Annotated in this window: 31 protein-coding genes and 1 pseudogene; 13 read left to right on the forward strand and 19 right to left on the reverse strand. The window is 63.6% G+C overall.

The genetic code is table 11. The annotated features are described in order from the left end of the window. Window positions 1-21: 21 nt before the first annotated feature. Together NLY44_RS05840 and grxD are read right to left on the reverse strand one after the other, a co-directional pair. Window positions 22-1,290, reverse strand: a complete 1,269-nt coding sequence (locus NLY44_RS05840; RefSeq protein ID WP_023684881.1) for a multidrug effflux MFS transporter — start codon at window positions 1,288-1,290, stop codon at window positions 22-24. A 118-nt stretch (window positions 1,291-1,408) separates the two neighbouring features. Then, entirely contained in the window at window positions 1,409-1,744 is a 336-nt protein-coding gene (gene grxD / locus NLY44_RS05845) for a Grx4 family monothiol glutaredoxin (protein WP_023669102.1), read from the reverse strand. Between the two features lie 160 nt (window positions 1,745-1,904). On the opposite strand from grxD, the gene NLY44_RS05850 reads away from it, so the two are divergent. Continuing rightward, window positions 1,905-2,738: a phosphodiester glycosidase family protein gene (locus tag NLY44_RS05850; protein WP_023806469.1), complete on the forward strand. Its 834-nt coding sequence runs from the start codon at window positions 1,905-1,907 to the stop codon at window positions 2,736-2,738. 12 nt (window positions 2,739-2,750) lie between these two features. Here the strand turns inward: NLY44_RS05850 and NLY44_RS05855 are convergent, their stop codons facing one another. From NLY44_RS05855 to purL, 3 genes are all read right to left on the reverse strand, one after another. After that, the gene (locus tag NLY44_RS05855; protein ID WP_010909092.1) at window positions 2,751-2,984 is read right to left on the reverse strand and encodes a BolA/IbaG family iron-sulfur metabolism protein; all 234 of its coding nucleotides are present in this window, start codon (window positions 2,982-2,984) and stop codon (window positions 2,751-2,753) included. A 99-nt stretch (window positions 2,985-3,083) separates the two neighbouring features. After that, window positions 3,084-3,608, reverse strand: a complete 525-nt coding sequence (locus NLY44_RS05860) for a hypothetical protein (protein ID WP_023669100.1) — start codon at window positions 3,606-3,608, stop codon at window positions 3,084-3,086. Further along, entirely contained in the window at window positions 3,605-5,836 is a 2,232-nt protein-coding gene (gene purL / locus NLY44_RS05865) for a phosphoribosylformylglycinamidine synthase subunit PurL (protein WP_023669099.1), read from the reverse strand. The genes NLY44_RS05860 and purL overlap by 4 nt, the downstream gene beginning before the upstream one ends. Window positions 5,837-6,024: 188 nt before the next feature. Between purL and NLY44_RS05870 the strand changes: the two genes are divergently transcribed. Beyond that, window positions 6,025-6,189, forward strand: coding sequence for a hypothetical protein (locus tag NLY44_RS05870; RefSeq protein WP_023669098.1), 165 nt, complete (start codon window positions 6,025-6,027; stop codon window positions 6,187-6,189). Window positions 6,190-6,231: 42 nt separating this feature from the next. On the opposite strand, the gene NLY44_RS05875 is transcribed toward NLY44_RS05870, so the two are convergent. Further along, on the reverse strand, window positions 6,232-7,641 hold the full coding sequence (locus tag NLY44_RS05875) for an aminotransferase-like domain-containing protein (RefSeq protein ID WP_023669097.1): 1,410 nt from the start codon (window positions 7,639-7,641) through the stop codon (window positions 6,232-6,234). Between the two features lie 93 nt (window positions 7,642-7,734). Here NLY44_RS05875 and NLY44_RS05880 point away from each other — a divergent pair, with 93 nt between their 5' ends. After that, window positions 7,735-7,980 (forward strand): DUF1127 domain-containing protein, encoded by a 246-nt coding sequence (locus NLY44_RS05880; protein WP_023700852.1) that lies wholly within the window; start codon window positions 7,735-7,737, stop codon window positions 7,978-7,980. A gap of 12 nt (window positions 7,981-7,992) precedes the next feature. Here the strand turns inward: NLY44_RS05880 and NLY44_RS05885 are convergent, their stop codons facing one another. The 6 genes from NLY44_RS05885 to NLY44_RS05910 form a co-directional block, all read right to left on the reverse strand. Next, window positions 7,993-8,637, reverse strand: a complete 645-nt coding sequence (locus NLY44_RS05885; RefSeq protein WP_023684887.1) for a Pr6Pr family membrane protein — start codon at window positions 8,635-8,637, stop codon at window positions 7,993-7,995. Window positions 8,638-8,641: 4 nt separating this feature from the next. After that, the gene (locus tag NLY44_RS05890; RefSeq protein ID WP_023669094.1) at window positions 8,642-9,052 is read right to left on the reverse strand and encodes a hypothetical protein; all 411 of its coding nucleotides are present in this window, start codon (window positions 9,050-9,052) and stop codon (window positions 8,642-8,644) included. A gap of 41 nt (window positions 9,053-9,093) precedes the next feature. After that, entirely contained in the window at window positions 9,094-9,762 is a 669-nt protein-coding gene (gene purQ / locus NLY44_RS05895; RefSeq protein WP_023684888.1) for a phosphoribosylformylglycinamidine synthase subunit PurQ, read from the reverse strand. A 1-nt stretch (window position 9,763) separates the two neighbouring features. Beyond that, entirely contained in the window at window positions 9,764-10,006 is a 243-nt protein-coding gene (gene purS, locus NLY44_RS05900) for a phosphoribosylformylglycinamidine synthase subunit PurS (RefSeq protein ID WP_023669092.1), read from the reverse strand. An 88-nt stretch (window positions 10,007-10,094) separates the two neighbouring features. Continuing rightward, on the reverse strand, window positions 10,095-10,889 hold the full coding sequence (gene purC, locus NLY44_RS05905) for a phosphoribosylaminoimidazolesuccinocarboxamide synthase (RefSeq protein ID WP_013532127.1): 795 nt from the start codon (window positions 10,887-10,889) through the stop codon (window positions 10,095-10,097). A 105-nt stretch (window positions 10,890-10,994) separates the two neighbouring features. Beyond that, the gene (locus tag NLY44_RS05910; RefSeq protein ID WP_280790911.1) at window positions 10,995-11,117 is read right to left on the reverse strand and encodes a hypothetical protein; all 123 of its coding nucleotides are present in this window, start codon (window positions 11,115-11,117) and stop codon (window positions 10,995-10,997) included. Window positions 11,118-11,164: 47 nt separating this feature from the next. Here NLY44_RS05910 and NLY44_RS05915 point away from each other — a divergent pair, with 47 nt between their 5' ends. Then, on the forward strand, window positions 11,165-11,485 hold the full coding sequence (locus NLY44_RS05915) for a DUF1476 domain-containing protein (RefSeq protein WP_023669091.1): 321 nt from the start codon (window positions 11,165-11,167) through the stop codon (window positions 11,483-11,485). Window positions 11,486-11,612: 127 nt separating this feature from the next. Next, window positions 11,613-12,386 (forward strand): HpcH/HpaI aldolase family protein, encoded by a 774-nt coding sequence (locus NLY44_RS05920; protein WP_023669090.1) that lies wholly within the window; start codon window positions 11,613-11,615, stop codon window positions 12,384-12,386. Between the two features lie 19 nt (window positions 12,387-12,405). Here NLY44_RS05920 and NLY44_RS05925 read toward each other — a convergent pair whose 3' ends face one another. Continuing rightward, window positions 12,406-12,960: an RBBP9/YdeN family alpha/beta hydrolase gene (locus NLY44_RS05925; RefSeq protein ID WP_023694132.1), complete on the reverse strand. Its 555-nt coding sequence runs from the start codon at window positions 12,958-12,960 to the stop codon at window positions 12,406-12,408. Window positions 12,961-13,154: 194 nt separating this feature from the next. Between NLY44_RS05925 and NLY44_RS05930 the strand changes: the two genes are divergently transcribed. Continuing rightward, a complete protein-coding gene (locus tag NLY44_RS05930) occupies window positions 13,155-13,970 on the forward strand; it encodes a VOC family protein (RefSeq protein WP_023694133.1) in 816 nt (271 codons plus the stop codon). Between the two features lie 15 nt (window positions 13,971-13,985). Here the strand turns inward: NLY44_RS05930 and NLY44_RS05935 are convergent, their stop codons facing one another. The 4 genes and pseudogenes from NLY44_RS05935 to NLY44_RS05950 all read right to left on the reverse strand — a co-directional run bounded on the left by NLY44_RS05935 (window position 13,986) and on the right by NLY44_RS05950 (window position 17,329). Next, complete coding sequence (locus NLY44_RS05935; RefSeq protein WP_023694134.1) at window positions 13,986-14,714, reverse strand: metallophosphoesterase family protein; 729 nt, start codon at window positions 14,712-14,714, stop codon at window positions 13,986-13,988. An 8-nt stretch (window positions 14,715-14,722) separates the two neighbouring features. Further along, window positions 14,723-16,024 (reverse strand): adenylosuccinate lyase, encoded by a 1,302-nt coding sequence (purB, locus tag NLY44_RS05940; protein WP_023806470.1) that lies wholly within the window; start codon window positions 16,022-16,024, stop codon window positions 14,723-14,725. 59 nt (window positions 16,025-16,083) lie between these two features. Further along, window positions 16,084-16,496: pseudogene (locus NLY44_RS05945) on the reverse strand (hypothetical protein). A 107-nt stretch (window positions 16,497-16,603) separates the two neighbouring features. Continuing rightward, window positions 16,604-17,329 carry a DUF2259 domain-containing protein gene (locus tag NLY44_RS05950; RefSeq protein WP_023806471.1) on the reverse strand — a complete coding sequence of 242 codons (726 nt, stop codon included), beginning with the start codon at window positions 17,327-17,329 and terminating at the stop codon, window positions 16,604-16,606. A gap of 137 nt (window positions 17,330-17,466) precedes the next feature. Here NLY44_RS05950 and NLY44_RS05955 point away from each other — a divergent pair, with 137 nt between their 5' ends. After that, window positions 17,467-17,721, forward strand: coding sequence for a DUF2171 domain-containing protein (locus NLY44_RS05955; protein WP_023690182.1), 255 nt, complete (start codon window positions 17,467-17,469; stop codon window positions 17,719-17,721). 7 nt (window positions 17,722-17,728) lie between these two features. Here NLY44_RS05955 and NLY44_RS05960 read toward each other — a convergent pair whose 3' ends face one another. Both NLY44_RS05960 and NLY44_RS05965 read right to left on the reverse strand, forming a co-directional pair. After that, window positions 17,729-18,748 carry a P1 family peptidase gene (locus NLY44_RS05960; RefSeq protein WP_023806472.1) on the reverse strand — a complete coding sequence of 340 codons (1,020 nt, stop codon included), beginning with the start codon at window positions 18,746-18,748 and terminating at the stop codon, window positions 17,729-17,731. Continuing rightward, window positions 18,748-19,818 (reverse strand): branched-chain amino acid ABC transporter substrate-binding protein, encoded by a 1,071-nt coding sequence (locus NLY44_RS05965; RefSeq protein WP_023806473.1) that lies wholly within the window; start codon window positions 19,816-19,818, stop codon window positions 18,748-18,750. The genes NLY44_RS05960 and NLY44_RS05965 overlap by 1 nt, the downstream gene beginning before the upstream one ends. A 180-nt stretch (window positions 19,819-19,998) precedes the next feature. Between NLY44_RS05965 and NLY44_RS05970 the strand changes: the two genes are divergently transcribed. Genes NLY44_RS05970 through NLY44_RS05995 form a run of 6 tightly spaced genes read left to right on the forward strand, consistent with a single transcriptional unit; the run spans window position 19,999 to window position 25,434 of the window. Next, complete coding sequence (locus NLY44_RS05970) at window positions 19,999-20,526, forward strand: flavin reductase (protein ID WP_023806474.1); 528 nt, start codon at window positions 19,999-20,001, stop codon at window positions 20,524-20,526. Next, window positions 20,523-21,452, forward strand: a complete 930-nt coding sequence (locus tag NLY44_RS05975; RefSeq protein WP_023700847.1) for an AAA family ATPase — start codon at window positions 20,523-20,525, stop codon at window positions 21,450-21,452. Before NLY44_RS05970 ends, NLY44_RS05975 begins: the two co-directional genes overlap by 4 nt. A gap of 4 nt (window positions 21,453-21,456) precedes the next feature. Next, window positions 21,457-22,722, forward strand: a complete 1,266-nt coding sequence (locus NLY44_RS05980; protein ID WP_023806475.1) for a vWA domain-containing protein — start codon at window positions 21,457-21,459, stop codon at window positions 22,720-22,722. Window positions 22,723-22,781: 59 nt separating this feature from the next. Further along, a complete protein-coding gene (locus NLY44_RS05985) occupies window positions 22,782-23,120 on the forward strand; it encodes an XdhC family protein (RefSeq protein ID WP_023734542.1) in 339 nt (112 codons plus the stop codon). Window positions 23,121-23,122: 2 nt separating this feature from the next. Further along, complete coding sequence (locus tag NLY44_RS05990; protein WP_023806476.1) at window positions 23,123-23,827, forward strand: XdhC family protein; 705 nt, start codon at window positions 23,123-23,125, stop codon at window positions 23,825-23,827. Further along, window positions 23,824-25,434, forward strand: a complete 1,611-nt coding sequence (locus NLY44_RS05995; protein ID WP_023806477.1) for an NTP transferase domain-containing protein — start codon at window positions 23,824-23,826, stop codon at window positions 25,432-25,434. The genes NLY44_RS05990 and NLY44_RS05995 overlap by 4 nt, the downstream gene beginning before the upstream one ends. The last annotated feature ends 98 nt before the right edge of the window (window positions 25,435-25,532 follow it).

Consider the following 25,532-nt stretch of genomic DNA (forward strand, 5'->3'; position numbering starts at 1 on the left):
AACAATCTCAAGGCGCGTCGCTCAATGCAGGTCGGTGACGTGCCCTGAAATGGGTGGGTTGTGCGGCTGGAACATCTTGCCGCGCTCGGCGATCAGGATCATCAGCAGGGCCGCGACCGAGACGCTGCAGAAGCCGGCGGCAAGCGGCGTCACCGTGCCGTTGAAGGCCTGGCCGATCAGCGTGCCGAGGATGCCGCCGAGAAAAGTCTGCATGAAGCCCAGGATGGACGACGCGGTGCCCGCCAGTTGGCCGAGCGGTTCCATCGCGAGCGCGTTGAAATTGGCGCCGAGCGCGCCGAACGGGAGCATCGCACTGGCGAAGAAGGTGATGAACAGCCAGAGTGGCATCTTCATTTGAAGCGAAACGGTGAGCCAGGCAAGGCTGATCACCAGGAACAACAGCAGTGCGCTCTGCGACAGGCGGCGCATGCCGATGCGGCCGACCAGGCGCGAGTTGAGGTAGTTCGAAAAAGCGAGAACGCCGGCGACACCCGCGAAGATGACAGGAAACAATTCGCCGACATGAAAAATGTCGACATAGATCTGCTGTGCGGAGGCGATGAAGCCGAACATGGCGGCGAAAATGAAGGTGCTGGCAAAGGCGTAGCAAAGCGCCATGCGGTTGGTGAGCACGATGCGGAAACCACCGACGACGGATGAGACTGTCAGCGGCCGGCGGTACTCCGGATGCAGCGTCTCCGGCAGCCGCAGCAGCGACCACGCCGACACGATCAGCGCTCCGACGGCCATGGTGACGAAGATCCAGTGCCATGTTGCGAACAGCATGATGAACTGGCCGATCCCAGGCGCGATCACCGGGATGGCCATGAACACCATGAAGATCAGAGACATCACCTCGGCCATGCGCCGACCGTCGAACGTGTCGCGCACGATCGAGACGGCGATGACGCGGGTCGCCGCCGCACCGATGCCTTGCACCAGCCGGCACAGCAGCAGGACGGCGAATGACGGGGCGATGGCGGCAGCTGCCGCCGCCACGACATAAATCGCCAGCCCGGCAACGAGTGGCGCGCGGCGCCCGAACCGGTCCGAGATCGGTCCGAAGAAAAGCTGTCCGCCACCGAAGCCCAATATATAGGCGGTGATCACATACTGGCGGTGGTTTTCATTCTCAACGCCAAGCGTGGCGCCGATTTGCTGCAGTGCCGGCAGCATGATGTCGATGGCCAGCGAGTTCAACGCCATCAGTGCCGCGCACAGCGCGATGAATTCCCAGCGCGGAATAGGCAATTTGCGTGCCTGTTGCGGCGCTTTTGCTGGCTGGTCCACGGCGGGTCCGATCTTCAAAACGAATATGCGCCGGCATGCCGGCGCATAAGTTCGTCCTCACTCCGATAGGGGGAGGTAACATTTTGCCGGGGCGGGGCTGCCCCGTCTCAACTCAGAATCAGGCTGTCGCTTTGACGCTGACGCCCTTGTCGACGAGCAACGTCTGCAACTCGCCTGCCTGGAACATTTCTCGGATGATGTCGCAGCCGCCGACGAATTCGCCCTTGACGTAAAGCTGCGGGATCGTCGGCCAGTTCGAATATTCCTTGATGCCTTGGCGCAGTTCGGCCGAGGTCAGCACGTCGACGCCCTTATAGTCGGCTCCGATGTAATCGAGGATCTGGACGACCTGGCCGGAAAAGCCGCACTGCGGAAAACCGGGCGTGCCCTTCATGAAAAGGACGACGTCGTTGCCCTTCACTTCGCTGTCGATGTAGTCGTTGATGCCGCTCATGAGATATCCTTTCACGCCTGTGGGAGTCAGGCTCGAAGCATAGCCATCAAATAAACCCATAGATGGGCCGAAACAAGATGTTTGCGCCGCCGTCGCGGAAATGGCGCAAAGGATCGCCTGTCTTGGGCCAAGCATCCGAGCCGATTGCAACCTTCGGAACATGATGAAAAGACGATATGGCGCCGCCCTTCCGATCGCCATCCTGCTGGCGGCGATTGCCGTTGTCTGGTGGCCGAGACGCCCCGAGCCGCCGCCGCTGGTCATTGGCGGTGACCTGCCCGCGCCTTGCCGGAATGTCGCCTTCGAGGCGGTGACCTATGTCGTCTGCGAGACCGATCTTCGCGCCGACAGCATCGGTGTTTTCCACGCCGGCGCCGATGGCAAGCCTTTTGGTTCGCTCGAAGCCTTCGACAAGGCGGTTGCGGGCGAGGGGAGGCCGGTGCTGCTCGCCATGAATGGCGGCATGTATCACGAGGATTTGTCGCCGGTCGGCCTGCTGGTCGAGGACGGCAGCGAAAAGTCACGGCTCAATCTTGCCGACGGCGAAGGCAATTTCTTCCTGAAACCGAACGGCGTCTTTCTGGTGGGCAATGACGGCAAGGCGGCTGTCATGGAAAGCAACGCCTATGCGGTCACCGAACGCGATGTTGCCTTCGCCACGCAGTCCGGCCCGATGCTGGTGATCGATGGCAAGATTCACCCACGCTTCGAGCCGAACGGAACCTCGCGCTACATCCGCAACGGCGTCGGCGTGCGCGATGAAAACACCGTTTTGCTGGCGATCTCGCGGTCTGAGGTCAGTTTCGGCAGCTTTGCGCGGCTGTTTCGCGACGCGCTACAATGCCGCAACGCGCTGTTCCTCGACGGCGCGGTTTCCGCGCTGTCGGATGGGAAAAGAATGATCGTCGGCGGAAAATACCCGGCGGGCCCGATCATCTCAGTGTCGGCGAAGCCGATCACGTCAGTGTCGGCGAAGCAGCCGCAGAAACAGTAGGCCAGTCTGGCTTCAGTCCGGCACGCTGGTCTGCAGGGCCAGCGCGTGCAGCACGCCGCCCATATTGCCCTTCAGCGCATCATAGACCATCTGGTGCTGCTGGACGCGGCTCTTTCCGCGGAAGCTTTCGGCCACCACTTCGGCTGCATAGTGATCGCCGTCACCGGCGAGGTCGCGGATCGTCACCTTGGCGTCCGGAATGCCGTCCTTGATCAGTTTTTCGATGTCGTGGGCATCCATTGCCATGGCAAAATCCTGTTCTGGGCGGCTAGGCACGAGTGACTCGCACGGCAGCCTAAAGCCTTTCTGGTCCGGGTTGAAGCCGTTCTGTCGGCGACGCAGTGTCTAAGGGCCATCCTGCCGCGGGTGAACCACACCATCTTCGGTAATGTCGTCGCGGGTCGAGAACCCCCGGCCAAGGCTGAACACCAGGACATAGAGCGGGATGTTGAGCGCCAGGTTGATAATCGGGAGATAGCTGGTCATCTGCCACAAGGGCGAAAAGAATGGTTGGCCATAGCCGTCGCAGATCAGCGATGACCCGTATTCCCACAGCGCGCCGGTAATGACCGCAATGGCAAAGAGCTTGATGCAGGTGGCGACATGCCTTGCGCGCGCCGGGTTCGGCAAAAGGCGGCTCCACAGCACCAGGCAGACGATGGGGATCGCATAGATCAGACTTTGCAAGGCCAGCATCTGCAGTGTGCCATTGGCCGCCTCAATGAACTGGTCACGCCTTTCCAGCAGCGGACAGACCTCGCTCGAGGTCGTCGACAGCAGGAAAAAGACGAACGGCCCGAGGAACCAGAAGAAGAACAGCGACGGCCAGAAGACGACTGCGATCAGCGTCCGGGCTGCCAGGCTGGTCAAATGGACTTGTCCATGAAGTTCGGGAACCAGCCTTCGTGGGCGGCGGTCAATTCGCTGACCGGGATCGCCCTGGCATCGCCGAGCTTCAGTTCGTTTCCACCGGTCGAGCCGATCCATGGCGCAAAGATGCCGAGCTTGCTCTGTTCCTCGCGGATGGCGTCCCATTCCTTGCTCTGCGGATCGACGGACAGCGTCAGCAGGTAGCGGCCCTGGTCTTCGCCGAACCAGACCGGGATCGGGTCGGTGCCGGCGAGCCCCGGAATGGTGGCGCCGATGCCGGACGCCATCGCCATTTCGGCCAGGGCTATCGCCAAGCCGCCATCGGAAAGGTCATGCGCCGCGGTCACGACGCCCGACGCGATCAGCGCGCGCACATGGTCGCCGACGCGCTTTTCATGGGCGAGGTCGACGGATGGCGGCGGCCCGTCGGTGCGGCCATGGATGTCCCTGAAATAGGCGGACTGGCCGAGATGGCTGCCCCAGCTTGCGGGCGCGCCGACCAGCAGGATCATCTGGCCCTCGGCGGCAAAGCCGATACGGGTCATCTTCGACCAGTCGGCAATCAGCCCCACGCCGCCGATGGTCGGCGTCGGCAGGATACCTTGGCCATTGGTTTCGTTGTAGAGCGAGACATTGCCCGACACGATCGGGAAGCCGAGCGCCCGGCAGGCATCGCCAATGCCTTTCACCGCGCCGACCAGTTGGCCCATGATCTCAGGCCGTTCCGGATTGCCGAAATTGAGGTTGTCGGTGGCCGCCAGCGGCAGCGCGCCGGTGGCGGTGAGGTTGCGCCAGCATTCGGCCACCGCCTGCTTGCCGCCTTCGTACGGGTCGGCCTCGCAATAGCGCGGCGTGACGTCGGAGGAGAAGGCGAGCGCCTTGGTCGGATGGCCTTCGACGCGCACCACGCCGGCGTCGCCGCCGGGAAGCTGCAGCGAATTGCCCTGGATCAGCGTGTCGTACTGCTCCCACACCCAGCGGCGCGACGACAGGTTCGGCCCGCCGAGCAGTTTCAACAGCGCATCGGCAACGTCGGCCTTCGGCGCATCGCCGGCTGCGAGCGCCGCCGGCTTCTTCGGCTCGACCCAGGGGCGGTCATATTCCGGCGCCTTGTCGCCAAGGTCCTTGATCGGCAGATTGGCGACCTCGTCGCCCTGATGGATGACGCGGAAACGCAGATCGTCGGTGGTCTTGCCGACGATAGCGAAGTCGAGGCCCCATTTGTGGAAGATCGCCTCGGCTTCCTTTTCCTTCTCGGGGCGCAGCACCATCAGCATGCGCTCCTGACTCTCCGACAGCATCATCTCATAGGCGCTCATGCGCTCTTCGCGCACCGGCACCTGGTCGAGGTGAAGCTCGATGCCGAGGTCGCCCTTGGCGCCCATCTCGACCGCCGAACAGGTGAGGCCGGCCGCACCCATGTCCTGGATGGCGATGACGGCGCCAGACGCCATCAGCTCAAGACAGGCTTCGAGCAGGCATTTTTCGGTGAAGGGATCGCCGACCTGCACGGTCGGGCGCTTCTCGTCGATCTTGTCGTCGAACTCGGCCGAGGCCATCGTGGCGCCGCCGACGCCGTCGCGCCCGGTCTTGGCGCCGAGATAGACGACCGGCAGGCCGACGCCCTTGGCTTCCGACAGGAAGATCGCATCGGTCTTGGCGAGGCCCGCGGCAAAGGCGTTGACCAGGATGTTGCCGTTGTAGCGGGCGTCGAAATTGACCTCGCCGCCGACGGTCGGCACGCCAAAGGCGTTGCCGTATCCTCCGACGCCGGAAACCACGCCGCTGACCAGGTGCCTGGTCTTGGGATGGTCCGGTGCCCCGAAGCGCAAAGCGTTCATCGCCGCAATCGGCCGCGCGCCCATGGTGAAGACGTCGCGCAATATGCCGCCGACGCCGGTCGCCGCACCCTGGTAGGGCTCGATGTAGGAGGGATGGTTGTGGCTCTCCATCTTGAAGACGACGCAGTCGCCGTCGCCGATATCGACCACGCCGGCGTTCTCGCCCGGACCCTGGATGACCTGCGGCCCGGTGGTCGGCAGCGTGCGCAGCCATTTCTTCGAGGATTTGTAGGAGCAGTGCTCATTCCACATCGCCGAGAAGATGCCGAGTTCGGTAAAGCTCGGTTCGCGCCCGACCAGATCGAGGATGCGCTGGTATTCGTCGGGCTTCAGCCCATGCGCGGCTATGAGTTCCGGGGTGATCGGCACGGAATTGGAAATGGTCATGGGCGGCGATTGATGTCCATGGGAGAGGGGAATTTGAGTCCCCTCATATCGCAAGCTTTGGCGTGATACACCCCATTGGATGACGAAAAACGCCGGAAAACCACAGGGCGACGATGGTAGCGGGGAGCCGCTGGGGAACGCTATGGCATCCCGGCCGTTAGGCCTCAAACCAATCAGGAGATTTCGACATGGCCACCAAGCAAGGCAAGAAAGACAATCGCCTCTCCGACAAGGAGGCCATGCATATTGCCGAGACCACCGACGTTTCGCCCAAGCAGGCCAAGGACCTGGCCGAGAAGCACGGCAAGGACAAGGGCGCAAAGGAAGCCAAAAACTTCAAGGCAGAGGGCTGAACCTGAGATCGGTACACAGGCGCACGGTTTAGCGCCAACGATTCAGGACGAACTGTCGTAGCCGGCGCGGCCTTCCTCCAGCAGCCGCCGGATCACCGCGACGCCGCCGGTGATGTCCTCGCGCCGCCTTGGCTGCGAGACGCCGAAACGCACGCCGTGAAAAACCTGCTCGGAACGCCCCGCCTTGAACTCGTCCTCGTCGTCGAGGAGCACGCCATTTTCGAGGCATGCGCTCCTGAACGTGCCGGACAGCCAGGGATCGGGCAGCGTCAGCCAGACGAAGGGCACGCTGCCGTGTGACTTGAAGGCGAAACCCGCCAGTGTCTCGCGCACGATGGCGATGCGGGCGGCAATTTCGGCAATGCTGCGTTTGCGGATATCGCCAGCCTGCCCTGACAGCACCAGCCGCGCATTCACCTCCGCCAGCAGGAACGGCATCCCGCCGGTCATCATCTTGTGGGCGACGCGGATGCGATGGCGATAGGCGGGCGGGCAGGAGAGCCAGCCGCCGCGAACACCTGCCGCGACCGATTTCGACAGACCGCCGGCGACAATGGTGCGCTCGGGTGCATATTCGGCGATGAGCGGCGTCGGATCTTCGGTCAGGCCGCCATAGAGATCGTCCTCGATGACGATGACATTGTACGCGCGCGCGACACGAGCGATCGCCTCGCGGCGCGAAACCGACAGGATCGCCAGCGTAGGGTTCTGCACCGTCGGCATCAGGAAGATCATCTTCGGGTGCTTTTGCGCGCAGACGCGTTCGAAATCCTCGGGATCGAGGCCTTCTTCGTCCGATGCCACCAGTGCTATGCGCCGCCCGATCAGCCCGGCGCTGCGGGCGATCTGCGAATAGGTGAGGTGCTCGAAGGCGACATAGTCGCCCGGCGTGGTCAGTGCCGCAATCGCCGCCATCACCGCGGCATGTGTGCCAAGCGTGGGAACGATGGTGTCGGCCGCCGGACGGAACGAATTGCGCGACAGCCAGCGGGCGCCGGCCTCGAACCAGCGCTCCGGAAAATCCCTGGTGTAGCTCGAAATCTCGTGCGGGTGTTCCTGCACCGTGCGCGAGAGCATGTCAGCGACAATGGCGCCCTGGCCGATGTCGGGCGCGGCAGTGCTGTCGAAACGCAGTTTGCCGGGCGGCGCATCGACATAGCGCGTGCCTTGCACGGCAGGCTCGGCGAATTCGGGTGACGCTTCCGATTGCTGCGCCAGCACATAGGTCCCGCGACCGACTTCGCCGCTCACCAGGCCGCGCTCGCGCAGCAGCTGATAGGCTCGGCCGATCGTGCCGACCGTCGTGCCGATATCATAGGCGAGATCGCGCTGCGGCGGCAATTTTGCCCCGGCATCGATGACGCCCTTGTCGATGTCCGACTCGATGCTGTCGGCAAGGCGCTGGTAAAGCGGGCCGGAACCGATGGTGAGGTCAGGGAGCCAATTTGTCATGGTGACAATTCTGTATATTGCACCAGATCGGGTGTCAATGCATATCAGAACCGTACCAAGATGGGTACAATTTGCAAGGTTGGCAGAAAGACAATGGATACAATCGAGACAATCCGCTGCGCGGGCATTGAATTGGTCGGGCCGCGCCCGTCCAGCCGGCGAGGCTTTGTCGGCCGGATCGTGCATGTAGTCAGATCGCTGGCGCGATGGATCGACGTGCTGATCGAGCGCCGTCGCGGCCGCCTGGCTTTGCTCGAAATGACCGACGAGCAGCTCAGGGACATCGGTGTGTCGCGTGACGACGCTCACCGCGAAGGCATCAGGCGATTCTGGGACTAACTTGTAGTCTGGTCAGCGGCGTGTGCCCGGAGCCCTGAGGCGTGAGACGCCCTTATCGGCAAGCACGGCGAGGATGCACAGCACCAGGAAAACACCGGTGACGGCCAGCGCCGCAAGGGCGACGTTGGCCGCGCCGTTTTTCGCAACGTCGAGGAACGGGTAGGGCACTTCGCCTGCGATCGGTGCGCGCGCCAGCGCATAGGCGAGATAGGCGATCGGATAGGCCATCCACCACGAAATGTCGCTCCAGCGTGTCCTGCCGTCAGCGCCTGCAACAAGCCACCACAGCACGAACAGCACCGGCGTCACATAGTGCAGCAGCACGTCACAGAGCAGGAACAGCCCCTGCGGCTGCCAGAGCTGCGCCAGAACCGTCGCGTAGACGATGAAGACCAGGGCGATGGAAGCCGCCACGCCCGCCCGCATCCGCGGCCCGGCAAAGGCCGGCAGCCAGGCGTAGCCCGAAGGCGACAGCAGCGAGACATGGACCAGCACTGCACCGATGTTGGTCAGGATGGTGAAGAAGCTGAACAGAAAGACGATGGAGCCGAGAAAACTGCGGCCGGCTTCCATCGATGCCGGGATGGTGATGCACGCTTGCAGGACAAGCCCGGCCAGACCGATGATCAATCCCGCAAACTGCAGGAAGCGGCCCATGGCGTCAGGCGGCCGCGTTGCAGGAGGGGTTGCCCGTTTGCCAGCGCGCAATGTCGGATCCGATGCGCGCGCCGAGCGGATCGTCCATCAGCGGACCGAACACGTCGACGCGGCTGGAATTGCCTTGCGCCTGGACGACCAGCAGCGGCTTGCCGCCATAATGCTTGGCCGGCACCAGCAGGAAGCGGGGCGTGCCGCTGAACGAATTCAGCTCATTGGCCATCTGATAGGATTTGAAGGCGGGATCCTTGCTGGCGATCCAGCATTTGTGGGCCGATATCGCTACCTGTTCCATGGCCAGCAGCGAAGCGCTCTTGCCCGTGGGGACCGGCGCGCTCTTCGGGCTGGACTGGCAGGACGCCAACGCCAAGCCGGCAGCAGCCAGGGGACCTAGGCGAACAATCGTCAGTCTCATGGTCAACCGCCCCCGCGTTTTGAAAGGAATTCGAAGAGATATCAGGCGGCGATGCCGAGTGCGCCTTCGAACAGCGCCCGGCCGTCACTGCCGCCATGCGCGGCCTCGATCAGGTTTTCCGGATGCGGCATCAGGCCGAGCACATTGCCCTTCTCGCTGATGATGCCGGCAATGTCGTTGATCGAGCCATTGGGATTGGTGCCTTCGGCATAGCGGAACACAACCTGTCCTTCGCCCTCGAGGCGCGCAAGCGTGTCGGCATCGGCGAAATAATTGCCGTCATGATGCGCAACCGGCGTGCGGATGATTTGGCCCGGCTGATAGCGGCGGGTGAACATGGTGTTGGCGTTGGCGATCTGCAGCTTCACCTCACGGCAAACGAATTTCAGCGAAGCATTGCGCATCAGCGCGCCGGGCAGCAGGCCGGCCTCGACCAGAATCTGGAACCCGTTGCAGACGCCAATGACCATGACGCCCTTGGCGGCCTTTTCAGCGACTGCCCGCATCACCGGCATCCGCGCGGCAATGGCGCCGCAGCGCAGATAATCGCCGAAGGAGAAGCCGCCGGGAATGGCGATCAGGTCGACATCGGGGATTTCAGTGTCGGTCTGCCAGACGGTCGCCGGCGCCTGCCCGGAAATCTTGGTCAGCGCCGCAATCATGTCGCGGTCGCGGTTGAGGCCGGGGAGAAGAACGACAGCTGATTTCATATCAAGCGATCTCCACCGCGTAATTCTCGATCACCGTATTCGCCAGCAGCTTGTCGCACATGGCTTTCAGATCGGCTTCAGCCTTGGCCTTGTCGGTCTCCGAGAGCTCGAGGTCGAAGACCTTGCCCTGCCGCACCTGGCCGACGCCGCCGAACCCCAGTCCGGACAGAGCGTGCTCTATGGCTTTTCCCTGCGGGTCGAGCACGCCGTTCTTGAGGGTGACGGTGATGCGGGCCTTGATCATGCTGGACAGGTTCCTGTTCGAAGACTTAGCAATTCCAGGAAAAGTGTGAAGCGGTTTTCCGTCCGGAATTGCGTCAAGAAATGAAGACTTAATGCGGCTTGCCTTTGAGGCCATCGGTCGAGGCGACGAGCACCGGGCCGGTCGGGCGCGGCGGCTCGTTCTCGTTCATGATGCCAAGGCGGCGGGCAACTTCCTGATAGGCTTCGACGAGGCCGCCCATATCGCGGCGGAAACGGTCCTTGTCGAGCTTGTCCTGCGTTGCCACGTCCCACAGCCGGCACGAATCCGGCGAGATCTCGTCGGCAACGACGATGCGCATCATGTCGCCCTCGAACAGGCGGCCGCATTCGATCTTGAAATCCACGAGCTGGATGCCGACACCCATGAACAGGCCGGAGAGGAAGTCGTTGACGCGGATGGCCAGCGCCATGACGTCGTCGATCTCCTGCGGGCTTGCCCAGCCGAAAGCGGTGATGTGCTCTTCCGACACCATCGGATCGTCGAGCGCATCGGCCTTGTAATAGAATTCGATGATCGAACGCGGCAGAACGGTGCCTTCCTCGATGCCGAGGCGCTTGGACAGCGAGCCGGCGGCGACATTGCGCACCACCACTTCGAGCGGAATGATCTCGACTTCCTTGATCAGCTGCTCGCGCATGTTGAGCCGGCGGATGAAGTGGGTCGGAATGCCCATGCGGTTCAGATGGTTGAAGATGTACTCGGAAATGCGGTTGTTGAGCACACCCTTGCCGTCGATGACCTCATGTTTCTTCTTGTTGAATGCGGTCGCATCATCTTTGAAGAACTGGATAAGCGTGCCCGGTTCCGGTCCCTCATAGAGGATCTTGGCCTTGCCTTCATAAATGCGGCGGCGATTTTTCATCTGATTTTTCTCTGGATTTGCGGGCAGGCGGCAAGCGACCAGTTCCTGTCCGTCTGCCTAAATTGGTGCGGCGACGGGTGGGGTTCAATGCCGGGTCTATCCCAATCACAGCGTTTGCTCAATCGGCAAATCCTTTCCATCGACCGCTTTCAGGAATGAAATGCCGCAGCGCAGCAAGTGATGTAGCATATTGACCGGCCCGCGCCCTTTTGGTTTGTGCTGCGGCAACACACATATCCATCGCCAACGCGAATCGATTTCATCGGAGGGAAGCCATGAGCAGCATGAAAGACCGCGAAGAGGGTTTTGAGCGCAAATTCGCCTTCGACGAAGAACTTCGCTTCAAGGCTTCCGCACGCCGCAACAAGGCGCTCGGTCTGTGGGCCGCCGAAAAGCTGGGCAAATCCGGCACTGACGCCGACGCCTATGCCAAGGAAGTTGTGGTTTCCGATATCGAGGAAGCCGGCGATCACGACGTATTCCGCAAGATCCGCAAGGATTTCGACGCCGCCGGCGTCGACCAGTCGGATCACCAGATCCGCCGCACCATGGACGAACTGATGGCGCAGGCGATCGAGCAGATCAAGAACACCTAGAGCGAGTAGCGCTGGACCAATCGACCGCCCGGTCCAGCCGGGCGGTTTTTCTTTGCCTTTTCAGCCTTTTCCGGCTGAAACTGTGCGTAGGCCTGTTACAAGGCTCTACCCAACGAGGAAAGCACCCATGTCCCTGAAGTCACGCCTGGCGGCGGATGAAACGCTGTTCACCGCCTGGTCCGGCGTTCCGGACGCTTTGACGGTCGAAATCATCGCCAAGCAGGGTTTTGACGCCGTCACCCTCGATATGCAGCATGGCGGACACCACGAAGACTCGGTCTTGCGCGGCCTGGTGCCGGTGCTGGCCGCCAACAAGCCGGCGCTGGTGCGCATTCCGGTCGGCCGCTTCGACATGGCCAGCCGCGCCCTCGATTTCGGTGCCGAGGCGGTGATTGCACCGATGGTGAATTCGGTGGCCGATGCAAAACTCTTTGCCGCGGCGATGAAATATCCGCCGATGGGCGAGCGCTCCTGGGGCCCGACCTATGCTTTTCCGCGCCATGGCAAAGGCGACCACGCCGAATGGCTGCGCGACACCAATCAACGCACCATGGCCTTTGCCATGGTCGAAACGCGCGCCGCACTCGATGCGCTGGACGGCATCCTCGACACGCCGGGCATTGACGGCATCTTCCTCGGCCCATCGGATTTCTCCATCGCCTGGTCGAATGGCGCCACCGTCAATTCGACGCTGGAAAGCATGATGGAAACCGTCGCCTCCATCGCCGAGCGGACGCGCAAGGCGGGCAAGCATGCGGCAATCTACGTCGTTGAGCCGGCGATTGCCGGCCGCGTCGTGGCGATGGGCTACCGGCTGCTGGCGATGGGCTCGGACCATGCGCTGATTTCGCTCGGCGCAAAGATACTCATCAAAAGCATGAACGATTCGATCAAGGGCTGAGGCGTGGTGCCTTGCCCGGTCAGGCCTTGAGGTCGGTCAGGAACTTGGCGAAGGTCATCGACCCTTCCGGCCACGGGCCGAAGCCGGCATCCTCATTGAGGTGACCGGTTTCGCCGGCATCGATGAACAGCGAACCCCAGGCGCCGGCAATGTCCTCGGCAACCTCGAAGGCGCAGAACGGATCGTTGCGGCTGGCGATGACGATGGACGGGAAGGGCAGCGGTTCGCGTGCATAGGGGCCAAAGGTCATCAGGTGACGCGGCCTTATCTCCGGGTTGGCGACGTCGGGCGGCGCGACAAAGAACGCACCGGCGACCGGCTTCCTGAACTGCGGAATGGCCTGCACCGCGGCCGCCACGCCCAGGGAATGGGCAACGATCACCACCGGCCGCTCGGCCTCGTTGACAGCGTTCGCCACGCTCGCCGTCCAGTCCTCGCGCACCGGCTTCGACCACTCCGCCTGCTCGACCCGGCGCGCCGTCGACAGTTTCGACTGCCAGCGTGTCTGCCAGTGTTGGGGGCCGGAATTGGTGTAGCCCGGCACGATCAGAATATCTGCGTCTTTGACTTTCATGGCGCTGAGATAGCGAGCGGCCGTGTCTCGTGCAACCCGCGCTGACGCATGCGGTGCATCACAATCGTGAACAACCTGTTCGATTCTTTCCATCTTGTGTGAACGATCAGGATCGACGATTTGAGGCAGGAAGAGATGGACAACAGAATAGACTGGTGGCGCGGCCTGGGATAACGCGCTGAACGGAGAGTTTTATGAGCGAACTGCCTTTTGCCGCGACGACCCCCGTCAGCGTGTCACGCGTGGGCCTGAAGGCGCGCGACGCCGAAGGACTTGCCGATTACTACCGGGCTGTTGTCGGCCTGCAGGAATTGAGCCGCGCCGATGGCGCCATCACGCTGGGCGCTGCCGAGCGCCCGCTGCTGGTCATCGAGCCTGACGCAGCGGCCAAGCCCGACGATCCGCGCAGCGCCGGCCTTTTCCACACCGCTTTCCTTCTGCCCAGCCGCGCCGATCTCGGCCGTTGGATAAACCATGCCGCCGCCAACAAGATCCGCATCGAGGGCGCCTCCGACCATCTGGTCAGCGAGGCTTTGTACCTGACCGACCCCGAAGGCAACGGCATTGAAGTCTATAGGGACCGTCTGCCGCAGGAGTGGAAGTGGAACGGCGACAAGATCGCCATGGCGACCGAGCGGCTGAATCTGGCCGCCGTGGTTGGCAGCGTGCCGGCCGGTGACGCCGGCTGGCAGGGCGCGCCGCAAAACAGCATTATCGGCCATGTCCATCTGCGCGTCGGCCGGCCGGAAGATGCCGAGGCCTGGTGGCACGACGAATTTGGCTTCGACACGGTCGCTAAGTATGGAGGGCAGGCGGTGTTCCTGTCGTCGGGAGGCTACCACCATCATATCGGTGGCAATTCGTGGCACAGCGCCGGCGCCGGCCGCCGCGATCCGTCCCGCTCGGGTCTGGCCTGGGTCGAGATGCGGTCGGACAAGACAACCGCTGAAACCACGCGGGAAGATCCGTGGGGCACGGTTATCCGCACCGTGCCGGGCGCCGCCGGCTGAGCGCCCGCTCGGTTCTTACAAGGAAGTGGCGGCGTAGCCCGTCAGCAGCCCATGCGCCCAGCTGTCGAAGCCGGTGGCTGTCGCGCGGGTGGACGCCTCGGTCCAGTCATAGCTGACCGTATGATGGCTGAACGACCATTGTCTGTCCTTGCGCGTGGCAAGGGCATAGCGGGCATCCGGACTGCCGGTCACAGTCAAACCTGGGAATGCCTGGACGCCGACACTGCCGGGATTGAGGATTGTCCGGTTGTCCGACAAGCGCACAACGCGCGGCGTATGTGTATGGCCGCACAAGGTCAGCCCGGCGCCGGCGCTGCCCAGCTTGTGCCTGATCTGCTTTTCATTGGACGGGTGGAAGTGGCTGCCTCCGTCTTCCTCGAGCAGGAACACGTCGTCGTCACTGGGGCTGCCATGGCAAAGCAGGATGTCCTGGGCAGGCGACAGGGTGACCGGCAATGCGGAGAGCCAGGTCAATGACGCCTGGGACAGGCATTGGTGGGTGAAAGCATCGACGTCTTCCAACCCGGAAGCAGGCGGCTCGACCAGCACACGGTCGTGATTGCCGCGCACGGTCGGCCAATTCTGTGCCATCAGATATTGCGCGGTTTCTTCAGGCCATAGCGGCCCGGAGAGACAATCGCCCAGATTGACGATGATGTCGGGAGAAGCGTCTTTGATCTGCGCATGAACCGCCTCAAGCGCGCGCAGATTCCCATGGATGTCGGAAAGGACAGCCAGCCGCATGGAAGATCCTATCCGAAAACCCGCTTGAAGATCGTGTCGACATGCTTGGTGTGATAGCCCAGGTCGAATTTCTCGCGGATCTCGGCTTCGGGCAGCGCTGCGGTGACTTCCTTGTCGGCCAACAATTCCTCAAGGAAATCAGCGCCATGTTCCCATACCTTCATGGCGTTGCGCTGCACCAGGCGGTAGGCATCCTCGCGGCTGACGCCGGCTTGCGTCAGCGCCAAAAGCACGCGCTGCGAATGCACAAGGCCACGGAACTTGTTCATGTTCTTCAGCATGTTGTCGGGATAGACCAGCAATTTGTCGACGACGCCGGTGAGCCGCGACAGCGCGAAATCCAGCGTTACCGTGGCGTCCGGCCCTATCATGCGCTCGACCGAGGAATGCGAGATGTCGCGCTCGTGCCAGAGCGCCACATTCTCCATCGCCGGCAGCGCCATGGAGCGCACCATGCGGGCAAGGCCGGTGAGGTTTTCGGTCAGCACCGGGTTGCGCTTGTGCGGCATTGCCGACGAGCCCTTCTGGCCCGGCGAAAAATACTCTTCCGCTTCCAGCACCTCGGTGCGCTGCAGATGGCGGATCTCGGTCGCCAGCCGCTCGACCGACGAGGCGATGACGCCGAGCGTGGCAAAGAACATGGCGTGGCGGTCGCGCGGGATGACCTGCGTCGACACCGGCTCCGGCTTCAGCCCAAGCTTTTTCGCCACATGCTCTTCGACATAAGGGTCGATGTTGGCGAAGGTGCCGATCGCGCCCGAGATAGCGCAGGTGGCAATATCCTCTCGCGCGTGCACCAGCCGCTCGCGGCAGCGTGAGAACTCGGCATAGGCCTGCGCCAGCTTGACGCCGAAGGTGGTCGGCTCGGCGTGGATGCCGTGGCTGCGGCCGATGGTGACGGTGTCCTTGTGCTCGAAGGCCCGGCGCTTCAGCGCGGCGAGCAGGCCGTCGAGGTCGGCCAGCAGGATATCGCTGGCGCGGCCGAGCTGCACCGCAAGGCAGGTGTCGAGTACATCTGACGAGGTCATGCCCTGGTGGATGAAACGCGCATCCGGCCCGACGAATTCGGCGAGATGGGTGAGGAAGGCGATGACGTCGTGCTTGGTGACGGCCTCGATCTCGTCGATCTTGCCGACGTCGAATTTGGCGGCGCCGCCTTTTTCCCAGATGGTTTTCGCCGCTTCCCTGGGGATGACGCCGAGCTCAGCCAACGCATCGCAGGCATGGGCTTCGATTTCGAACCAGATACGGAAACGTGTCTCTGGCGACCAGATGGCGACCATTTCCGGCCGGGAATAGCGAGGGATCATCCGTCAGTCCTGATCTTTGGGTGAGTAAGCCAGCCTCCTAACAGACGCCAGCCGAATGCTCAACGCTGCTGGCGCGCAAACCACACGCTGGCGGCGGCAAGTGCGATGAATCCGAGCGGAAAATAGAGCCTGATACCCAGCACTACGAACTGGTAGAGCGCCGTCAGCGAGGTGAAGACCAGTTCGAACGCCCACCGGGCGGTGAAGGCCTCCGCGTGCCATTCGGCATAATAGGAGCGGTATTGCAGCGCAAACAACCCGCCGGTGAAGGCGAGCGTCGTGGCAAGCAGGCAGACGAAGGCGGCGGCGAACGCCACCTCCCAATGCCGGTCGAGCGAGACCAGCCGCGCCGCGAACAACCCGACGGGAAAGGCCAATGCCGCGCCGGTCGCAAACAGCAGGGCGACGAAGCGGATCTTTTCCGGGTCTCCCAATTGTCGAGCCAAAGACCGGTCAGCGCGCTGGCGCCCATGGCCATCGCCCACAGCAAGGCGCCGACAAGCGCCGTGCCCGTCGATGGTACGGCGCGGCTGACGCGATTTCCGGCGCGCTTGCGCCAACTGGATTGATCGAGCGATGTCACAGGCGTCCGGTCACGGCGATCCAGCGAAAATCCGGCCCTTCGAAGCCGTGTTGGCGCACCGCGATCAGCACCGCATAGGCGCTGATGCCGTCCATCGAAAATGTCTGCACCGCGCCGATCCTGTAGCCGTTCGGGCAGCCACGGCTTTTCGGGATCGATTTATCCTCATGCAGCAGATGGGTCTGGCCGCCATCCCTGGCCTCGATCCGCAGCAAGCGAAAACCGTTGATCTCGCCTTGGCTCTGGCAGCTTTCGGTGTCGTTCATGCCGATCTCGTCGAGCCGGAATTCCAGCGGCGGGTCGACCGGCGAAAAGATCGGCCGTGGGTTGACCACCATGCGGAACGGGTCGGCCGACAATTCGGTCACCGGGTTGAAGCCGGCGGTGATGCCGCGGTTGGCGGTAAGCTCGGCCTGGGCAATGATTGCTTCGCCTTTTTGCCTGGCTTGCTGACGGGCCGTCTCGAGCGAGGCGGTCTCATCCTCCAGCCGGACCCGGATTGGCGTGCCCTTCAGGAACGTGTCGTCGGCGGTGTTGATGTAGTAGCGATTGGCATAGGGAAAGCCCGAACCGTCTGCCACACCATATTCCTCGAAGGTGAAGACGCTGCCATCCTTGCTGAAGCCGAGGATTTCAAGCTCGGCGACATCGCCCGCTCGGGCGGCCATGGCGGATGCGAGATGGACCAGCAGGCAAACGCCAATCAGGACGAGATTTCGCATCGGGGTTCCGCTCCGCCTGCCGTGGTTCGATCGTTCCCTATCACGAGACAGTCAAAACATCGTGCTATTCGAAAGGCGATGCATCCAATTTCGCCTCTGTTTGTTATCGTCGATCGTTTTCAAAAGGAGAACACCCCATGACTGAGGCCAGCAAGATTCGCGAGCATATGGAAGTGGTCGGCGCCGACGGCGTTCACATCGGCACCGTCGACAGGGTCGATGGCGAGCGGATCAAGTTGACCAAGGCCGACAGCGGCGAGGGCACCCATCAGGGGCATCACCACTACATTCCCTTGAGCCTGCTTGCCGAGGTCGAGGGCCAGAAAGTCTGGCTGTCGGCGAATTCGGATGTCGCGGTCAGCTTCGAGGAAGAGGAGTCCGACCCGACCTGACTGAAAGTCAGCGCGACGACCACACCGGAAACAGATCGCCATCGGCCGGCGTCGCGGCATGGATGCCGCGGCTGATGGCGCGCGCCATGGTGGCGCCGGCGGCGGCAAAGAAATCGACGGCATCGTCGGCGCTGAGTTCTATGCCGCTCTTCCCCGTCGCCAGCGCGAACACCAGATCGCCGTCAGCCGGCGTGTGCACGGGCCAGATGGCGCGCACGAAGCCGTCATGCGCTGAAATGGCCAGCCGCTTGGCTGCCGCCTTGGTCAGCACGGCGTCGGTGGCGATGACGGCGATGGTGGTGTTGCCACCGGCCTCGGCTTGTCCACCGACACGCTTGTCGCGGTATTTCAATAGGATCCGCCTGGCGTCGTCCGGCATCGGCGAGGGATAGCCGAGGCCTCCGAATTCATCGCCGATCTCGAAGGGTGCTGCCCAGAAATAGCGGGTCCGCGCGATCGTTACCGAGCCGGTCGGGTTGGCGGCGGCGAGTGCGCCGATGGTGACGCCGTTGTCGAGCACAGTCGAGGCAGAGCCAAGGCCGCCCTTCAGCCCGGAACTCAGCGCCCCGGTGCCGGCGCCGATTGTGCCGAGCGGAAAGTCGACTGTTGCCGCCTGGGCGGCTTCGTAGCCGAGATCGCGGTAGGGAGGATAACGGCCCCAATCCTTGTCGCCGCCATTGCGCAGGTCGAACAGGATCGCCGCCGGCACGATCGGCACGCGAAAGCCGCCGACATCGACGCCAATGCCTTTTTCGCGCAGCGCTGCCTGAACGCCGGAGGCGGCGTCGAGGCCGAAGGCCGAGCCGCCCGACAGCACGACGGCATGAACCGCCTCGATGGAATTGTGCGGTTCGAGCAGGTCGGTCTCGCGCGTGCCCGGCGCGCCGCCGAGGATCTGCACGCCACCGACCGCCGGTTCATCGCACAGCACGGTCGTGACGCCCGATTTCAGCCTGGCATCCGACGCGTTGCCGACGCGCAAGCCGGCGACATCGGTGATCAGATTGCGCGGCCCGGTGCGAAACATCAGTTCGTCTCCGCCGGCACGAAACGCGTCCCGTCGAAGCGGAAGGCGCGATAGAGGTTTTGGCTCAGATCGCCTTTGTCGTCGAACCGCAGCGGCCCGATCGCGGTGGTGAAATCATGCCCGGTTAGCGCGTCGGCCAGCCCCTTGCCCGAGGTCTCGGGCGCGGCCGAGGCCGCCTTGGCAATCTCCACCGCCGCATAGGCCGGCAAGGCATAGCCATCCGGCGCGATGTTCTTGGCCGTAAACGCCGCCAGCACCTTGGGATCGGCGACATCGGCCCATTCCGGCGGCGCGATCATCAGCGTGCCGACGGCGTAAGGCACATCGCCGGGTGGCGTGCGCAAATTCTCGCCGCCGGCAAAGACAATGCCGGCCTCGAGCTGGCCGGCGTCGCGGCCCATAATGGCGATGTCGTCGCCGTCGCCACCGGCAAAGACATGCGTCGCGCCCGCCTTCTTCAGCCGGCCGATCAGCCCGATCTGGTTGTCGAGCTGCGGCCGGAACGTGTCTGTGAAGACCGGCTTCAGCGCCGCCTGTTCGGCCGCTGCGCGCAGCGTCTCGGCGATTTCGCGGCCATAGATGGTCCCGTCATCGACGATGGCGAACAATTCGCTCTGCCACAGCCGGGTCAGGATGCCGGCCACCGCATTGCGCTCGTCGTCGCCGCGTGGCCCCAGCCGGTAGACCGGCCAGCCGGTTTTGGCGCGGCGATCGGTCAGGCTTTCGGTGCGCACGCCAACGGTGATGACCGGTATGTCAGCGTCCTTGAGGATCGGCAGCGCCGCCTGGATCGCCTCGGTGCAGAGGAAGCCGACGACGACCTTGACCTTCGCCGCCGCGAACTCCCTCGCGGCGGCGGCGCCGCCATCGGCTGTGCAGGCATCGTCGACCGTCCTGATCTCGGCGCCGTTGGCTTCTGCTGCCAGGGCAGCACCCGCCTCAATCTGCTTGCCCAGGATCGCCGACGGACCGGACAGGGGTGCGGCGACGCCGACAAGCAAAGTCTGCGCGCCGGCGCTTGCCGGCAGCAGCCAGAGCAGTGCCGCTATTACAGCTGTTAGGGGTCGCATTCTGACGACGAATTCCTCCGTGCCGGTCGCATGCTTCCAGCGTCTCTTCCGCCAAGACCTAAAGGCTGCCCGCCCCAGGCGCAACACGGGAATTTGCGGATTGGCGTCAAGCACTTCGCTTGTGGCCTATTGTGTGCCGCCATATATAACGCTTGGATTCCCGCTTATGGAAAATCATCGGTGTTGAAGTTGAACGACATAGGGCCCCAGGCCTATCGCGACGCGATGGCGCATTTTGCCGGCCATGTCCATGTGGTGACCACCGAAGGGGCCGCCGGCAAACGCGGCACGACGGTGATTGCCGCCTGTTCGGTGTCGGACACGCCGCCGACGGTTCTCGTCTGTCTCAACCGCGAGAATGCCAAGAACGAGCTGTTCATGCAAAACGGCCGGTTTGCGCTGAACACGCTGGCTTCGCACCAGCAGCCCCTATCGGTGGCGTTTTCAGGCCTGACCGGGCTGTCGGCCGATGAGCGTTTCGCGCTTGGCGAGTGGGATGTCATAACGACGGGCGCGCCTACCCTGAAGGGCGCTCTTGCGGTTTTCGACTGCGAATTGATCGACACCAAGGATCTCGCCACCCATCGTGTGCTTTTTGGCAAGGTGACAGGCCTGCGCATGGGCGATAATTTGCGGCCGCTGATCTACCACGCCCGCGACTACCACGTGCTGCAGAGCGGAGCAGAGGCGGCAACGGAGAAAGAATGACCGAGCTGAAACCGCGCCCCGCGCCGCGGACGATCGACGAAACGCTCGATCTCCTGACCGGCGCGGACTATGTCGCGGACCGCTCGCTCGCAACGGTGCTGTTCCTGTCGCTGCGCATGCAGCGGCCGCTGTTCCTTGAAGGGGAGGCCGGCGTCGGCAAGACCGAGATCGCCAAGGTGCTGGCGCAGGCACTCGGCCGCCGGCTGATCCGCCTGCAATGCTATGAAGGGCTCGACGTCTCGTCCGCTGTCTATGAGTGGAATTACGCCGCGCAGATGATAGAGATCCGCATGGAGGAGGCGGCAGGCTCGGTCGACCGCTCCGACATGGAGCGCAATGTCTTTTCCGAAAAATACCTGATCCGCCGGCCGGTGCTCGATGCGCTGACCGGCAAGGCGGGTGCGGCCCCGGTGTTCCTGATCGACGAGCTCGACCGCACCGACGAAGCCTTCGAGGCGTTCCTGCTCGAAATCCTGTCCGATTTCCAGGTGACGGTGCCCGAGCTTGGCACGATCAAGGCGGAGGAGCCGCCGATCGTCATCATCACCACCAACCGCACCCGCGAAATCCACGACGCGCTGAAGCGGCGCTGCCTCTATCACTGGGTCGATTATCCCAATGCCGAGCGCGAGCTGGAGATCGTGCGGCGCAAGGTGCCGCAGGCCAACAGCCGGCTTTCGGCCGAAGTGGTGTCGTTCATCCAGAAGCTGCGCCGGGTCGAGCTATTCAAGGCGCCGGGCGTTGCCGAGACCATCGACTGGGCCGGCGCGCTGACCGAACTCGACAAGGTGGCGCTCGATCCCGAAACCGTCTCCGACACGATCGGCGTTTTGCTGAAATACCAGGACGACATTGCCCGCATCGGCGCGGGCGAGGGCCGGCGCATCCTCGATGAGGTCAAGGCCGAACTGGCGGCGGCGGAGTAGGGCAGTGAAGGCGCCGGGTGCTTACCCCAAAGAGACCGAACCCAGAGAGGCGACGGAAGACGGGCGCATCGCCGACAACATCGTCTATTTCGCCCGCACCTTGCGCAAATCCGGCATGCGGGTCGGGCCGGCTTCGGTCAAGGATGGGATCGAGGCGGTGCTGGCAGCCGGCATCGGTTCGCGCGACGATTTCTACTGGACGCTGCATGCCGTGCTGGTGTCGCGGCACGAGGATCACCCTGTTTTCGACGAAGCCTTCCGGCTGTTCTGGAAATCGCGCGAGCTGATCGAGAAACTTCTGGTGATGTTCTCGCCGGTGGCGCCCGACACCAGGGAGAAGCAAAAGCCGCGCGCGGCAGAAAACCGCGTCAGCCAGGCCATGTTCGAAGGCCACGAGAAGAATCGGCCGGTCAGGGAAATCCCGGAGATCGAAGTCGACGCCCGGCTAACCTTCTCCGGGAATGAAGTGCTGCGCGGCAAGGACTTTGCCCAGATGAATGCCGACGAGATGGCAGACGCCAAGAAGGCGATTGCCCGGCTGCGGCTGCCGTTCGACATGGTCCGTACCCGACGCTTCAAGGCAGACCTGCATGGCCGCCGTATCGATCCACGCGCCATGATGCGCTCGGCCGCGCGCACCGGCGGCGAACTGATCCTGCCGAAATTCCGCTCAGCCCGCGAAGTGCATCCGCCGCTGGTGGTTCTCGCCGATATCTCCGGTTCGATGAGCCAGTACACGCGCATCTTCCTGCACTTTCTGCATGCGCTGACCGAAAAACGGCGGCGCGTGCACACCTTCGTCTTCGGCACGCGACTGACCAATCTCACGCGGCAGATGCGCCATCGCGACCCCGATGCCGCCCTTGCCGACTGCTCGGCGGCGGTGAAGGACTGGTCGGGCGGCACCCGCATCGGCGATACGCTGGCGGAGTTCAACAAGCACTGGTCACGCCGCGTGCTCGGGCAGGGCGCGGTGGTGCTTTTGATCACCGACGGTTTGGAGCGCGACGATGTTTCCGGCCTGTCGGAGGAGATGGATCGCCTGCACAAATCCTGCCGGCGGCTGATCTGGCTCAACCCGCTTCTGCGCTTTGGCGGCTTCGAGGCGCGGGCCCGCGGCGTCAGAGCGATGCTGCCTCATGTCGACGAGTTCCGCTCGGTACACAATCTCGATGCGCTGGCCGACCTCTGCGCCTCGCTGGACAAGAAATCGGCCGCTTCGGTCGATCCGCGTCGCTGGCTGGACGCTGGTGTCAGGCGCGCCGCATAGCCATATTGGATTCCGAAAAACAGGCTCCCAGAGAAAAACAGACTTTGAGGCAAGCGATCATGGACAACAGCATCTATCTCGATGAGGCCCGCGACCCCTTGATCATCGCGGAGGGCTGGATGAAGGACGGCAAGGATGTCGCCATCGCCACTGTGGTCGAGACCTGGGGTTCGGCGCCGAGGCCGGTCGGCAGTCATCTGGTCATCGACGCCGAAGGCAATTTCCACGGCTCGGTCTCGGGCGGCTGCGTCGAGGGCGCCGTGGTAAGCGAGGCGATCGACGTCATCGACAGCGGCAAGGCCAAAATGCTGGAGTTCGGCGTTGCCGACGAGACCGCCTGGCAGGTCGGCCTATCCTGCGGCGGCCGCATCAAGGTCTATGTGGAGCGGCTCGGTTAGGCATGGATCCCTACGCTCTCAAAGCCCTCAATGCCGAACGCCGTGCCCGCCGTGCGGCGATCCTGGTGACCGATCTCGGCGACGGCCGCGACCGCATCGTGCGAGAAGGCGACCAGGTTGCCGGCGATCTCGGGCAAGCGATCGCCAAGGCTTTCCGCACCGGCAATTCGGGTTCGGTCGAGGCTGAAGGGCGCACCTTCTTCCTCAACGCGCACCTGCCGCAACCGCGCCTGGTGGTGATCGGCGCCGTCCATATCAGCCAGGCGCTGGCGCCGATGGCCAGGATCGCCGGCTATCCCCTAGAGATCATCGATCCGCGCACCGCCTTCGCCACTCCGGACCGTTTTCCCGATGTAGCACTCCATGCCGAATGGCCGGAGGATGTGCTGAAGCGCCAGCCGCTCGACAGCTACACCGCGCTTGCCGCCGTCACCCATGATCCCAAGATCGACGATTTCGCGCTGAAGGCGGCGCTGGACGCCAATTGCTTCTATGTCGGGGCGCTCGGCAGCCGCAAGACCCACGCCAAGCGCGTCGAGCGTTTGCTGGCGCTGGGCGCCAGCGCCGACCAGATCGCCCGCATCCACGCGCCGATCGGTCTCGATATCGGTGCGGCGAGCCCGGCCGAGATCGCCGTCGCCGTCCTGGCTCAGACGATCCATGCCTTTCGCTCGCGAGGGCTGGAAGCGAAAGGCGCCGCAGCGTGAGATTCGGCCCGGTTCCGATCGACCAGGCCGAAGGCGCGGTGCTCGCGCATGCCACCACGGCGGGTGAGCGGCGTTTCCGCAAGGCGCACACGCTGAGCGCACAGGACGTGGCGGCTCTGAAAGCAGCCGGCATTACCGAGATCGTCGCGGCGGTGCTTGCCGCCGATGATCTCAGCGAAGATGCGGCGGCCGAAAAGATCGCCGGAAGCATGGCCCATCGCAACATCGAGGCAAAACCCGCCGCGACCGGCCGCGTCAACCTCCATGCCAAGGCCGCCGGTCTCTTCACCGTCGATGCCACGATGATCGACGCCATCAATGCCGTCGACCCGACCATCACCATCGCCACGCTAGCGCAGCACGCACCTGTCGAGACGGGGCAAATGGTGGCGACGGTCAAGATCATCCCGTTCGCTGTTGCCACGGCTCTGGTCGACAAGGTGACGAAGATCTGCGCCGGCGGCGAGATCTTCGCCGTCAACGCCTACCATCCGGTGCGCATCGGCGTCATTCAGACGATGCTGCCCGGCATCAAGCCCAGCGTGCTCGACAAAACGCTGCGCGTCACCGAGGCCCGGCTGGCACGCTCCGGCGGCCGGCTGACGACGGAGCGCCGCACGCCGCACGAGATCGCGCCTGTAGCCGAGGCAGCGGCCGCGCTGGCGCGCGACAACGACATGGTGGTGATCTTCGGCGCCTCGGCGATGAGCGATTTCAACGATGTCGTTCCGGCGGCGATCGAGGCAGCAGGTGGCACGGTGATCCGCGCGGGCATGCCCGTCGATCCCGGCAATCTGCTGGTGCTGGGCACGCTCGATGGCAAGCGCGTCATCGGCGCGCCCGGTTGCGCCCGCAGCCCCAAGGAGAACGGTTTCGATTGGGTGCTCGACAGGCTCATCGCCGGTCTCGACGTCACCGCCAAGGACATTGCCGGCATGGGCGTTGGCGGCCTCTTGATGGAAATCCCGACCAGGCCGCAGCCGCGCGAGCCGCTGCCGGCGAGAGCCGGGCTGAAGGTCGAGATCGTGCTTCTGGCCGCCGGTCGCTCCAGCCGCATGGGCGGGCCGAACAAGCTTCTGGCGCTGTTCGACGGCAAGCCGCTGGTGCGCCGGACAGTCGAGCGCGCACTGGCCTCGAAGGCAACCAGCACCGTTGTCGTCACCGGCCATCAGCGCGAGCGGGTGCACGCCGCGCTCTCGGGCCTCGACGTGATCTTTGCCGACAACCCGGATTTTGCCGACGGCCTGTCCTCGTCTCTAAAAGCCGGCATTGCCCGCGTTGGAGCCGAGGCGGCCGGCGCCATGATCGTCCTCGGCGACATGCCGGGTATCTCATCGGCCGATCTCGACAGGCTGATCGAGGCCTTCCGTAGGGACGGCGGCCGCTCAGTGGTGCGTGCCGCCCATGACGGCCGCCGCGGCAATCCGGTGCTGCTGCCACGCGCGCTGTTTGGAGGCATCGCCCACCTCGAGGGCGACACCGGCGCCCGCCATCTGGTCGAGGCCGAGGGACTGGATGTCATCGACGTCGAGATCGGCGACAGCGCGTCGATCGATGTCGACACCCGCGAGGCGCTGGAAGACGCCGGCGGCGTGCTGCAGGATTGACAAAGCGAAGCCGAAAAACGCATGCCTTTAGCATGGCTCTCTCTTTACTTGCCTCAGCGCTTCTACCCCCCTCTGGCCTGCCGGCCATCTCCCCCTCA

Source organism: Mesorhizobium sp. C089B (assembly GCF_030323125.1).
Lineage (GTDB): Bacteria > Pseudomonadota > Alphaproteobacteria > Rhizobiales > Rhizobiaceae > Mesorhizobium.

What these genes read in the sequence shown, in the direction of transcription:
- NLY44_RS05975 (WP_023700847.1), top strand. Translation starts at nt 20,523, where the DNA reads ATGACCGAGCTGAAACCGCGCCCCGCGCCGCGGACGATCGACGAAACG.
- NLY44_RS05855 (WP_010909092.1), bottom strand. Translation starts at nt 2,984, where the DNA reads ATGGCAATGGATGCCCACGACATCGAAAAACTGATCAAGGACGGCATT.
- NLY44_RS05930 (WP_023694133.1), top strand. Translation starts at nt 13,155, where the DNA reads ATGAGCGAACTGCCTTTTGCCGCGACGACCCCCGTCAGCGTGTCACGC.
- NLY44_RS05920 (WP_023669090.1), top strand. Translation starts at nt 11,613, where the DNA reads ATGTCCCTGAAGTCACGCCTGGCGGCGGATGAAACGCTGTTCACCGCC.
- NLY44_RS05875 (WP_023669097.1), bottom strand. Translation starts at nt 7,641, where the DNA reads ATGACAAATTGGCTCCCTGACCTCACCATCGGTTCCGGCCCGCTTTAC.
- purB (WP_023806470.1), bottom strand. Translation starts at nt 16,024, where the DNA reads ATGATCCCTCGCTATTCCCGGCCGGAAATGGTCGCCATCTGGTCGCCA.
- NLY44_RS05890 (WP_023669094.1), bottom strand. Translation starts at nt 9,052, where the DNA reads ATGAGACTGACGATTGTTCGCCTAGGTCCCCTGGCTGCTGCCGGCTTG.
- NLY44_RS05850 (WP_023806469.1), top strand. Translation starts at nt 1,905, where the DNA reads ATGATGAAAAGACGATATGGCGCCGCCCTTCCGATCGCCATCCTGCTG.
- NLY44_RS05880 (WP_023700852.1), top strand. Translation starts at nt 7,735, where the DNA reads ATGGATACAATCGAGACAATCCGCTGCGCGGGCATTGAATTGGTCGGG.
- grxD (WP_023669102.1), bottom strand. Translation starts at nt 1,744, where the DNA reads ATGAGCGGCATCAACGACTACATCGACAGCGAAGTGAAGGGCAACGAC.
- purC (WP_013532127.1), bottom strand. Translation starts at nt 10,889, where the DNA reads ATGAAAAATCGCCGCCGCATTTATGAAGGCAAGGCCAAGATCCTCTAT.
- NLY44_RS05935 (WP_023694134.1), bottom strand. Translation starts at nt 14,714, where the DNA reads ATGCGGCTGGCTGTCCTTTCCGACATCCATGGGAATCTGCGCGCGCTT.
- NLY44_RS05985 (WP_023734542.1), top strand. Translation starts at nt 22,782, where the DNA reads ATGGACAACAGCATCTATCTCGATGAGGCCCGCGACCCCTTGATCATC.
- NLY44_RS05925 (WP_023694132.1), bottom strand. Translation starts at nt 12,960, where the DNA reads ATGAAAGTCAAAGACGCAGATATTCTGATCGTGCCGGGCTACACCAAT.
- purQ (WP_023684888.1), bottom strand. Translation starts at nt 9,762, where the DNA reads ATGAAATCAGCTGTCGTTCTTCTCCCCGGCCTCAACCGCGACCGCGAC.
- purS (WP_023669092.1), bottom strand. Translation starts at nt 10,006, where the DNA reads ATGATCAAGGCCCGCATCACCGTCACCCTCAAGAACGGCGTGCTCGAC.
- NLY44_RS05965 (WP_023806473.1), bottom strand. Translation starts at nt 19,818, where the DNA reads ATGCGACCCCTAACAGCTGTAATAGCGGCACTGCTCTGGCTGCTGCCG.
- purL (WP_023669099.1), bottom strand. Translation starts at nt 5,836, where the DNA reads ATGACCATTTCCAATTCCGTGCCGATCACCCCGGAACTCATAGCCGCG.
- NLY44_RS05990 (WP_023806476.1), top strand. Translation starts at nt 23,123, where the DNA reads ATGGATCCCTACGCTCTCAAAGCCCTCAATGCCGAACGCCGTGCCCGC.
- NLY44_RS05955 (WP_023690182.1), top strand. Translation starts at nt 17,467, where the DNA reads ATGACTGAGGCCAGCAAGATTCGCGAGCATATGGAAGTGGTCGGCGCC.
- NLY44_RS05960 (WP_023806472.1), bottom strand. Translation starts at nt 18,748, where the DNA reads ATGTTTCGCACCGGGCCGCGCAATCTGATCACCGATGTCGCCGGCTTG.
- NLY44_RS05870 (WP_023669098.1), top strand. Translation starts at nt 6,025, where the DNA reads ATGGCCACCAAGCAAGGCAAGAAAGACAATCGCCTCTCCGACAAGGAG.
- NLY44_RS05915 (WP_023669091.1), top strand. Translation starts at nt 11,165, where the DNA reads ATGAGCAGCATGAAAGACCGCGAAGAGGGTTTTGAGCGCAAATTCGCC.
- NLY44_RS05950 (WP_023806471.1), bottom strand. Translation starts at nt 17,329, where the DNA reads ATGCGAAATCTCGTCCTGATTGGCGTTTGCCTGCTGGTCCATCTCGCA.
- NLY44_RS05885 (WP_023684887.1), bottom strand. Translation starts at nt 8,637, where the DNA reads ATGGGCCGCTTCCTGCAGTTTGCGGGATTGATCATCGGTCTGGCCGGG.